At 67.5% G+C, this 10,076-nt stretch carries 11 protein-coding genes; 3 read left to right on the top strand and 8 right to left on the bottom strand.

The annotated features are described in order from the left end of the window. Positions 1 to 50: 50 nt before the first annotated feature. Positions 51 to 1,196, bottom strand: coding sequence for an AI-2E family transporter (locus JHC99_RS14450; protein WP_292155113.1), 1,146 nt, complete (start codon positions 1,194 to 1,196; stop codon positions 51 to 53). Positions 1,197 to 1,297: 101 nt separating this feature from the next. Between JHC99_RS14450 and JHC99_RS14445 the strand changes: the two genes are divergently transcribed. Next, positions 1,298 to 2,911 (top strand): helicase HerA-like domain-containing protein, encoded by a 1,614-nt coding sequence (locus tag JHC99_RS14445; protein WP_292155112.1) that lies wholly within the window; start codon positions 1,298 to 1,300, stop codon positions 2,909 to 2,911. A 79-nt stretch (positions 2,912 to 2,990) separates the two neighbouring features. After that, complete coding sequence (locus tag JHC99_RS14440; protein WP_292155111.1) at positions 2,991 to 3,941, top strand: DMT family transporter; 951 nt, start codon at positions 2,991 to 2,993, stop codon at positions 3,939 to 3,941. Positions 3,942 to 4,087: 146 nt separating this feature from the next. Here the strand turns inward: JHC99_RS14440 and dut are convergent, their stop codons facing one another. Together dut and coaBC are read right to left on the bottom strand one after the other, a co-directional pair. Then, on the bottom strand, positions 4,088 to 4,537 hold the full coding sequence (gene dut, locus JHC99_RS14435) for a dUTP diphosphatase (protein ID WP_292155110.1): 450 nt from the start codon (positions 4,535 to 4,537) through the stop codon (positions 4,088 to 4,090). A gap of 4 nt (positions 4,538 to 4,541) precedes the next feature. Further along, positions 4,542 to 5,768, bottom strand: a complete 1,227-nt coding sequence (gene coaBC, locus JHC99_RS14430; RefSeq protein WP_292155109.1) for a bifunctional phosphopantothenoylcysteine decarboxylase/phosphopantothenate--cysteine ligase CoaBC — start codon at positions 5,766 to 5,768, stop codon at positions 4,542 to 4,544. 115 nt (positions 5,769 to 5,883) lie between these two features. On the opposite strand from coaBC, the gene JHC99_RS14425 reads away from it, so the two are divergent. Next, entirely contained in the window at positions 5,884 to 6,417 is a 534-nt protein-coding gene (locus JHC99_RS14425) for an S-type pyocin family protein (RefSeq protein ID WP_292155108.1), read from the top strand. Between the two features lie 106 nt (positions 6,418 to 6,523). On the opposite strand, the gene JHC99_RS14420 is transcribed toward JHC99_RS14425, so the two are convergent. From JHC99_RS14420 to JHC99_RS14400, 5 genes are all read right to left on the bottom strand, one after another. Further along, the gene (locus JHC99_RS14420) at positions 6,524 to 6,940 is read right to left on the bottom strand and encodes a helix-turn-helix domain-containing protein (protein ID WP_271146149.1); all 417 of its coding nucleotides are present in this window, start codon (positions 6,938 to 6,940) and stop codon (positions 6,524 to 6,526) included. 136 nt (positions 6,941 to 7,076) lie between these two features. Continuing rightward, on the bottom strand, positions 7,077 to 7,520 hold the full coding sequence (locus JHC99_RS14415) for a helix-turn-helix transcriptional regulator (protein WP_292155107.1): 444 nt from the start codon (positions 7,518 to 7,520) through the stop codon (positions 7,077 to 7,079). Beyond that, entirely contained in the window at positions 7,517 to 9,163 is a 1,647-nt protein-coding gene (gene lnt, locus JHC99_RS14410) for an apolipoprotein N-acyltransferase (protein WP_292155106.1), read from the bottom strand. Before lnt ends, JHC99_RS14415 begins: the two co-directional genes overlap by 4 nt. Further along, complete coding sequence (gene ybeY / locus JHC99_RS14405) at positions 9,153 to 9,629, bottom strand: rRNA maturation RNase YbeY (protein WP_292155104.1); 477 nt, start codon at positions 9,627 to 9,629, stop codon at positions 9,153 to 9,155. The genes lnt and ybeY overlap by 11 nt, the downstream gene beginning before the upstream one ends. 10 nt (positions 9,630 to 9,639) lie before the next feature. Next, the coding region (locus JHC99_RS14400) for a PhoH family protein (RefSeq protein ID WP_292155103.1) at positions 9,640 to 10,076 on the bottom strand (437 nt) is incomplete at its 5' end.

Below are 10,076 nucleotides of genomic sequence, written 5' to 3'. Positions count from 1 at the left end.
GCGCCAGACCCCGAGATGGGGTGGGATCATGGCGTTGCAAGGGCGAAGGATCAGGCTTTCGGTGCCTGCGACCGCACGCCGCGCCCGCCCGGCTTTCCGCCTCTGGATGTCCTCGCCTCGGCCTCTCGCTCTTCGTCGGCATAGGGCTTGCCGTCCCCGGACAGCAGGATCGCCATCCAGTGGGAGCCCCTGAACTCGGCCAGGATTGCCATGGCCATGACGGCCAGGGGCGTCGACAGGAACATCCCGACCACGCCCCACATCTTGCCGAACAGGGCCAGCGACAGCAGCACGGCGACGGCGTCGATGTTCTGGTTGTCGCCCTGCATCCGGGGCTGGACCATATTGCCGACGATGAACAGGATGACCTGCAGGCCGACCAGCAGGATCAGCGCCGGCCAGTAGCTCTCGAACTGGACCAGGGCGAAGACGGGGGGTGCCAGTCCGCCCACGGCCCCGCCCAGCACGGGTATGAAGCCGACGATGAAGATGACGAAGGTCCAGAACTCCGCATTCTCGAGACCCACCGCCTTCATCAGGATCCAGGCGGCCACGCAGATTATCGCACCCGTCACCGACTGGACCCAGATATAGCCCTCGACCCCGCCGCGAACACGATGGAACACCTGCAAGGCCTCGTCGCGCTGTCGGCCGTCCGGGAACATGGCGACGAGCTTTCTGCGAAACCCGCCCTGCGAGGCCAGCAGGAAGCCCAGATAGACGAGGACGAAGAAGGCACCGGATACCACGCCTTGGGCCTGAACGGCGGCGCTCGCCAGATAGGACCGGATGTCCAGGCCGTTGATCACGTCCTGGGCCGTCGGCGGGGACGCGATCCGGAGCACGCCGTAGATGTCGGCGATGATCTGGTCGATGCGCGGCCCGATATTGGTCGCCACGCCCGAGGCCTGACCGAAGAAGCCCGCTGCGCCATAGACGATGATGGCGATCGAACCGGCGAAGATGAGCACCACCACCAGCAGAGCCGCCAGCCCGGCCCAGCGATGGGGCAGGGGCGTCCTCTGCTCGATGGTCCGCTTCACCCCGTCGATGACGATCAACAGGAAGATCGCCATGGCCAGCGGGGTCAGGATGTCGGACAGCCAGACCAGGGCTGCTGCGGTGACCACCACCGCGATCAGCACCAGGGCGTTGCGGGCGACGGTCGGGCTGGGGACGACGACAGGCGTTTTCATGGAATCCGTTGTCATGGCACGGCGAAGGCTCGTCAATCGGCCTTGGCTCTGGAGAGGCGGATAAGGCTGCGCTAAGCGGGAGGTTCCAAAGGAGACTTCTGATGCCCGACGCCGCCCCGTCCCTTCCCGGCCTTTTCGTCGGTCAGTCCCATGACGGTGACGTCGCGACCGCCCAGACCCTGCTGTTCCACCGCGCCAACCGGCACGGTGTCATCGCCGGGGCGACCGGCACCGGCAAGACGGTCACGCTCCAGATCATGGCCCAGGGGTTCTCCGACGCGGGCGTCCCCGTCTTCTGCGCCGATGTGAAAGGCGATCTGTCGGGTATCAGTCAGGTCGGGACGAATGAAAAGCTGCTGGCCCGCGCCACCAGCATCGGCCTGACGCTGTCGCCCAAGGCCGCGCCGGTGGTTTTCTGGGATCTGTATGGTGTGAAAGGCCACCCGGTTCGCGCCACCATCTCCGAGATCGGGCCCCTGCTGCTGGCCCGGATGATGGACCTGAACGACGTTCAGGAGGGGGTGCTGGCCGTCGCCTTCCACGTCGCCGACAAGGAGGGCCTGCTGCTGCTCGACCTCGATGATCTGCGCTCCCTGCTGGCCTATGTCGGTGAAAACGCCGCCGTCATCGGGCGCGAGGTCGGCAATGTCGCCCCCGCCTCCATCGCCTCCATCCAGCGCGCGATTCTACAACTGGAACAGGACGGCGGCGACGTGTTCTTCGGCGAGCCGGCGCTGAAGCTGACCGACCTGATGCAGATCGCTCCGGACGGCAGAGGTCAGGTCAATGTGCTGGACTCGACCCGGCTGATGAACAGCCCGCGCCTGTACGGTGCCTTCCTGTTGTGGCTGATGTCGGAACTGTTCGAGCAACTGCCCGAGGTCGGCGATCCCGAAAAGCCGAAGATGGTCTTCTTCTTCGACGAGGCCCATCTGCTGTTCCGCGACGCGCCCAAACCCCTGCTGGAAAAGATCGAACAGGTCGTGCGCCTGATCCGGTCCAAGGGCGTCGGCATCTATTTCATCACCCAGAACCCGGCCGACATCCCCGACAGCGTTCTGGCCCAGCTCGGCAACCGCATCCAGCACGCGCTTCGTGCCTACACCCCCGCCGAACAGCGCGGCCTGAAGGCTGCGTCCGAAAGCTTCCGGGCCAACCCGGCCTTTGACACGAAGGACGCGATCCAGGCCTTGGGCACTGGCGAGGCCATCGTCTCCCTGCTGGACGAGAAGGGGGCCCCGACGATCACGGCCCGCACCCTGATCCGCCCGCCCGACAGCCGCCTGGGCCCCGCCACCGACGTCGAGCGCGCGACGATCATCGCGACCAGCCCGTTCAAGAGCGCCTATGAAACCGCCATCGACCGCGAATCGGCCGAGGAGGTTCTCGCCGCCCGCCACGCCGCCGCCGGTGCGGCTGAGGCCGACCGCGAGGCCGCCGAGGCCAGGGCCCGCGCGGACGCCGCCGCCGCCAAACAGCGCGACGCCGACCAGAAGGCGGCCGACAAGGCAGCGGACAGGGCCGCCCGCGACCAGGCCGCCGACCGCGCCCGCTACGACCGCGAAACCGCCCGCACCCGCGCGCCGGCAAAACCCCGCGCGTCCAGCCGCCAGACCCCGATGGAGGCCCTGACCAAGTCGGTCCTGCGCACCGCAGGTTCGACCATCACGCGCGAGCTGCTACGGGGCATACTGGGGGGTCTGAAGCGTCGCTGAGAGGCATCGACCCCGCCGGTCTGGGGAAAAGCCGGCCAGGCATTCCAGTCCGTACGCCGAACGGTCTAGACACCCGCCGATGCCCTCCTCTCCGCCGACCCCCGACCTGAAGCGCGACAATCCCGACACCATCGCGGGCGGTATCGCCCTGCGGATCGCGGCGGCTGGGCTGTTCTCGGTGATGGCGGCCCTGCTCAAACTGGCGACGACGCATGGGGTCGTGGCACCCGAGCTGGTGTTCTGGCGCGCCCTGTTCGGCCTGCCTGTCGTGGTGGTCTGGGCCCTGACCACACAGGGCGGTGTCGCCTCGCTCAAGACCCAGCGCCCGGGGGTTCATGTCTTCCGCTGCGTGCTGGGGATCAGCGCCTTGATGTGCAATTTCCAGGCGCTCAGCATGCTGGCCCTGGCCGATGCGACGACCATCGGCTTCACAGCCCCGATCTTCGCCACCCTGCTGTCGGGCCTGATCCTCAAGGAGGCGGTGGGTCGCCATCGCTGGGCGGCCGTGCTGATCGGGTTCGTAGGGGTGGCGGTGGTGCTGCATGGCGGGTCGGGGCCGCATGTCGGGCCGTCGATGATCGGCGTCGCCGTGGGCCTGGTCGGGGCGCTGGGTACCGCAGGCGTTACCGTCACCCTGCGCCAGCTCAAGGACACCGAACAGGTGGCGGCCATCGTCTTCTGGTTCTTCGTCGCCTCGATCGGGGTGGGGGCGGTGCTGCTGCCGTTCTTCGGAAGCTGGCACGGTCCAGCCGTCATGGCCCTGCTGGCCGGCGGCGGTGTCGCCGGGGGTCTGGCCCAGATCTGCATGACCGCCTCGCTGCGCCAAGCCCCAGTCGCGGTCATCGCCCCGTTCGATTATCTCCAGATCGTGGGCGCGGTCCTGTTCGGCTGGTGGCTGATGTCAACGACGCCGACGATGAACACCCTGGCCGGTGCCGCCCTCATTGCGGCGAGCGGCCTCTACACCGTCTGGCGCGAACGCGTCCGGCACAAGGAACGGATGATCCAGAGCACGTCGGCGCCGGTCTGATTGCACCCTCCGCTCATCCCGGCGGAAGCCGGGACCCAGTGCTTTGGGCGATGAGAGGTGGGTGCAGGTTTGAGAGCCGATCCCAGCAACAGTGCTCAATTCAAGGACTGAGTCCCGGCTTCCGGCGGGATGAGCGGGAGATGAAACTATCGCCCGGTAGACCCGAAACCCCCTGCCCCACGCACGGTCTCGTCCAGGGTCTCGACCTCTTCCACGACAGCCTGAGCATGAGCCGCGATCACCATCTGGGCGATACGCTCGCCGCGCCGGATCACGAAAGGCTCCGCGCCGTGGTTGATCAGGATGACCCCAACCTCCCCGCGATAGTCGCTGTCGATGGTGCCAGGCGAGTTCAGGCAGGTGATGCCGTGTTTCAGCGCAAGGCCCGACCGGGGCCTCACCTGGGCCTCCCAGCCGGTCTCCAGCGCGATCTTCAGCCCCGTCGGGACCAGTGCCCGCGCCCCCGGTTCCAGGGTCACCGGTGCATCGTCCGGCACGGCGGCGCGCAGATCCATCCCGGCCGAGCCGCTTGTCTCATAGGCGGGCAGGGCCAGGCCCTCGGCATGCGGAAGCCGCTGGATGCGCAGGATGGTCATGAGCTCAGGCCTTCGTCAGGTGGTCGGCGATGCGCAGCGCGAGCGCCCGAGCGATCTCGGTCTTGGACTGACGCGGCCAGCTTTCGGTCGCCTCGCCCGTGACCAGCAGCACGGTGTTGCCGTCCGAGCCGAAGACGTCGGCCGAGACGTCGTTGCCGACGATCCAGTCGCAGCCCTTTCGTGACAGCTTGGAGCGCGCATTGGCCTCCAGGTCGGTGGTCTCGGCGGCGAAACCGATCACCAGGGCGGGGCGTCTGGGCCCCGGCGCGGCGATCCCGGCCAGGATGTCGGGGTTCTCGATCAGCGACAGGGTCGGCGGGCCGCCCGGTCCCTTCTTGATCTTGCCGCCCGCGATCGTGTCCACGCGCCAGTCGGCCACGGCCGCCGACAGCACCGCGACGTCGGCGGGCAGGGCCGCTTCCGTCGCCGCTTGCATCTCCAGCGCCCCCTCGACGTCGATCCGGGTCACCCCAACCGGGGTGGCCAATGCGGTGGGGCCGGACACCAGAGTCACCTCACAGCCCAGCGCGGCCAGGGCAGCGGCGATGGCATAACCCTGTTTGCCACTGGACCGGTTGGTCAGGCCGCGCACGGGGTCGATCGCCTCGAAGGTCGGCCCGGCCGTGACGACCGCGCGCTTGCCGGCGAGGGGGCGGTCTGCGGGCCCTCGCAATGTCTCGACGATCGCGTCCAGGATCGCGGCGGGTTCGGCCATCCGGCCCGGCCCGAATTCGCCGCAGGCCATCTCGCCGTCGTCCGGCCCGACGACCGCCACGCCGTGCAGACCGTCGAAACTTTTCAGCCGCTCCACATTGGCCTGGACCGCCGGGTGCAGCCACATCCGAACGTTCATCGCCGGGGCCAGCAGGACCCGCTTGTCGGTGGCCAACAGGGTGGTCGAGGCCAGGTCGTCGGCCAGGCCGTTGGCCGCCTTGGCGATCAGCCCGGCCGTCGCCGGAGCCACGACCACCAGATCGGCCCAGCGCGACAGCTCGATATGGCCCATGGTCGTCTCGTCGTCGGGCATGAACAGGGTCTGGCGCACCGGATGGCCGGTCAGGGACGCCAGCGACAGCGGCGTCACGAACTCGGAGCCCGCCGGGGTCAGCAGGGCCCGCACTTCGCCCCCGGCCTTCCGGATCAGCCGCACGAGCTCCAATGCCTTGTAGGCTGCGATGCCGCCGCCCACGATCAGCAGGATCTTGCGCGCGCTCAGGGGGCTCTCGGTCATGGGGCCTGTCTAACGAGCCTCGCGCGAATCGTCGAGGAAGACAAAAAAGAACATTGCAAGAACAAACAGGCCATGCATAACCTTGTTCGCGGGTTTCATTGAAGGAGAGCGGGTGATGAGGACGCGAGTTGAACGGACCACGGCCCTTGCCGTGGTGGCCATGGCGATGTCGGTTCTGGGGCTGTCGGCATGCGACAACGGACCGTCGGCGGTCGAGACGCGGGACCGCAGCACCCAGGTCGCCGAGGCGGCCCTGACGGCGGCGACCGGCGCGACCCCGGCAGAGGCAGCAACGGCGGAAACGATCAAGCCTGTGCTGACGGCCAATCGTCGCGAAAGCGTCGATGCCAAGATCACCAGACTTTATGAGCGCAACGGCCAGGCCTTCGGGGCGCGGACGCCCGAGGATTATCTGGCGCGGATCAAGGCCTTCACCGAGACGCCGCCCGCGGGGGTCGAGACGGTTAGCCGGCCCAACGGCGACACCCTGTTCTACCAGGCGTCGACCAATACCTTTGCGGTGGTGTCGCGCGACGGGACGCCCCGGACCATGTTCAAGCCGGACGACGGCCCCACCTACTGGGCCCAGCAAAAGGAACGCGCCCCGACCTTCGGCCAGCGCACCGGATCGGGTTCCAGCCAGAACTGACCATCGCGCTCAAGCAGCGCGCCGCCGCGCGGTGGGCGATAGCGCCCAAAAGGCGACCTGCGCTCAATCAGCAAGCCGTCGCGCTGGGAGCGTCAGCGACCTGAAGCTACGCCGTTTCGGCGTCGGGGCGGTCGGCCATCTCGCGGATGAGGTCCAGCGCCAGCTTCTGTTGTCGCGTCGACAGCTGCGGTGCCAGGCGCGAAATCTCGATCGAGTAGCGGGTCGAGGGAAAGTCGTGGTCGAAGGCCGGCGCGCCGTCCTCGGCCACGCCCGGCTGTCCCTGGGCGATGCCCTGGAAGAAATAGCCGATGTCGACCTTGAAGAACCGGGCGATGTCCCAGAGCTTGGACGCCGAGATCCGGTTGGCTCCCTTCTCGTATTTCTGGATCTGCTGGAACGTCAGCCCGAGCGCACGGCCCAGGTCGCTCTGATTGTATCCCAGGCTGATTCGTTTCTCGCAGACCCTGCGCCCCACATGCCGGTCTACTGGATGCGGACCGTCTTCCCCCGTGCCTCTAGCCATTGTCTTCCTGCCGTTCAGCCATATCGTGCTGCGTTTTCAATGCGCCGCTCGCACGCGGTTGTCATCATACTTTTCGTATACGGCCCCGCTTGGGGGTAGACGCAAGCGTAAAGGCGGAAATGACAATTTCAGCGACCTATGGACGTCGCAGTTTTCGCACTCCCATGCCCCGCAACGCAGCCAGTGCCAGCGCGCGCTCAGCCGGGTCGAGATCAGCCGCCGCGACGGCGATCGCTTTCAGAATGTCGTCCGCCTCGTGGTCGAATGCCGCGCTCTCTTCGGCAACTCCGGCTACGCAAGGCGTCCCAGGTGGTGGACCCACATGATGCGGCAGGTCGGCGAACAGCCGCGTCACCTCCAGCCCGTAGCGCCCACAGAACTGCCACAGCCGGGACGCCGGGATACGCAGGCCGTCCTCATAGTTCTTGATCCGGGTTTCCGACACATCGAGGGCGGCTGCCACCTCACGGCGGCTGAGGTTCATCGACTCGCGCACCCGGCGCAGACGCAGGCCCAGGGTGGTGTCGATATGCTCTGTTTTCAGCCGATCGAGGCTGTCCTGCCCCCGTTTTCCCTTCATCGACGGCTCCTTAGGACTGCAAGCCCGGGCACCAGCAGGCCGCCAGCGATCAGCAGCCAGAAGACCATGTCCCCGAACCGGCCATACAGGGTGGGCATTGCGGGCTCGGGCAGGCGGGCGTCGATCACGCCACTTTCGCCGGGCTCCAGCCGCTGATCCTGCACTACCCGTCCCCAGGGATCGATCATCGCCGAAACGCCCGTGGGCGTGGCCCGCACGACCGGCAAGCCGGTCTCGATGGCGCGATAGCTCGCCAGGTTGAGGTGCTGGAGAGGTCCTGAGGTGCGCCCGAACCACGCATCATTCGACACATTGACGATCCAGCGCGGCCGCTCCGTCCCGCCCGGCGTGAAGCCAGGATACAGGCTCTCGTAACAGATCAGCGGCTGTACCGTCGGTGCATTGGGCAGGGCGATCGGTGACGGTCTCGCGCCCGCGCTGAAATCGGCCGGCATATGCACGAGGCTGCGCACGCCCAGGGCATTCATCAGACCCCCCAGCGGCAGGTACTCGCCGAACGGCACCAGCCGGTACTTATCGTATACCCCTGCCACCCGCAGTCCCCGCCCGCCCTCGTCGTGCAGGGCGAACAGACTGTTGAAATATCGGTCGGGTCCGCCCGCCGTCCCGGGCTCGCCGCGCGCCAGTCCGATCAGCAGGGTCTGGCCCGGCGAAACCGCGCGGGCGATGGCGTCTGCCTCGGGGGCCCCTGCGGCGAAGACGGAGTTGGCGCTGGCCGGAAGGGCACCTTCGGGCCAGACGATCACGTCAGGCAGGACCGATGCGGGCCTCGCGGTCAGGTTCACATAGCGATCGACGATCCCCTGATAGGCCTCTGGCGTCCATTTCGATTCCTGGGCCACGTCGGCCTGAACGATACGGACGAGGGTGTCGGTCAGGGCCAGCCGTGCGCTCGACAACCGCACGGACCCGAAAACAATCAGGCCCACCAGGACCAGCCCTCCGACGAAGGCCGCGCCGATCCGCGCCTCACGACGTCCCGGTCCGGCCAGCGGCCCGAACGCCGCCACTGCCGCAACCGTCACCACGCTCAATCCATAGACGCCTGCGACCGAGGCAAACTGAGATCCCGCCGATCCCGCCGCCCATGTCGCCCCGGCCGGGTTCCAGGGAAAGCCGGTCAGGACATGGCCTCTCAGCCACTCGAACAGGCAGAACAGGGCCGCGAACAACAGCACCCGCACCACCTCGGACGGAGCAAACCGACGATAGAGGGCGCAGGCCGCGCCCCAGAACAGTCCCAGACCCGCCGGCAACAGGCTGGCCGCGAAGGGTGCCATCCAGGCCTGGGCCGGATCGACCGTGAAGGCCTCGGCCACCCACCAGCAACCGATGAAGAAATAGCCGAACCCCGACAGCCACCCCATCCAGAACGCGCCGCGCGTCGTCGTCGATCGCTCGCTGAGCGCCATCAGAAGCGGATAGCCGATCAGTCCGGGCAGGATTCCGAACGGCGGATGGGCAAGGGCTGCGACGACACCGGCCAGCAGGGCCAGACCGATCCGGACGAAACGGATGATCAGGCGTCGTCGCCGGTCCTGTCCGCCGAGGTCGGTGTCCAGCGGCTCGGTTGAGGCGTCGAGCGGGATGTGCGTCGGATCGGGGGTCGTGTCAGAGGTCATCAGGCAGGCTGTATGGGTCCGCCACGCCCAGGCTGGCAAGCAGGGTGCGCTCTTCCGCCTCCATCGCCTCGGCCTCGGTCTCGTCCTCGTGATCGCGCCCCAACAGGTGCAGGACGCCGTGGACGACCAGATGCATCAGGTGATTGGCCAGGGATTTCCCCTGCGCCTCCGCTTCGTCGCGACAGACGCCGAAGGCCAGGACGATGTCACCCAGATGGACCGGCGCGCCCGGCCCGGAGCCGGGAAAAGGCGGCATGTCGCCACCGGGGAAGGACAGCACATTCGTCGGCCGGTCCTTGCCTCGAAACCGTGAATTCAGCTCGCGCACGGCCTCGTCGTCGGTCAGAAGCACGACCAGATCGCCCACAACCGAGCCCAGCGCCGCCTGCGCTGCCCGTTCGACCACCGCTTCCGCGTCCGGCAGCGCCACGATCCAGGCGTCGGATTCGATCTCGATCTCGATCATCGACGCAGGTTCAGCTGGCCGGGGCTTCGAGATCAGGCTTTGGTCGTCCCTGCGCGGCGTCGGCGTCATAGGCGCGCACGATCCGTTCGACCATGGCGTGACGCACCACGTCCTGAGCCGCGAACTCGAGCACCCCGACACCCTTGACGTCCTTCAGGATACGCAACGCATGGGCCAGTCCGGAATCGCGGGGATTGAGCAGGTCGATCTGCGACGGGTCGCCGGTGACGACCATCCGAGCGCCCTCGCCCAGCCGTGTCAGGACCATCTTCATCTGAAGCCGGCTGGTGTTCTGGGCCTCGTCGACGATGACGAAGGCATGGCTGAGCGTGCGACCACGCATGAAGGCGATCGGCGCGGCCTCGATCTCGCCCTTGTCGCGCCGACGCTGGACGTCCTCGGCCCCCAGGATGTCGTTCAGCGCCTCCCAGATCGGGGCCAGATAGG

Source organism: Brevundimonas sp. (assembly GCF_016463485.1).
Lineage (GTDB): Bacteria > Pseudomonadota > Alphaproteobacteria > Caulobacterales > Caulobacteraceae > Brevundimonas.
This window is presented reverse-complemented; position numbering and strand designations above follow the sequence as displayed.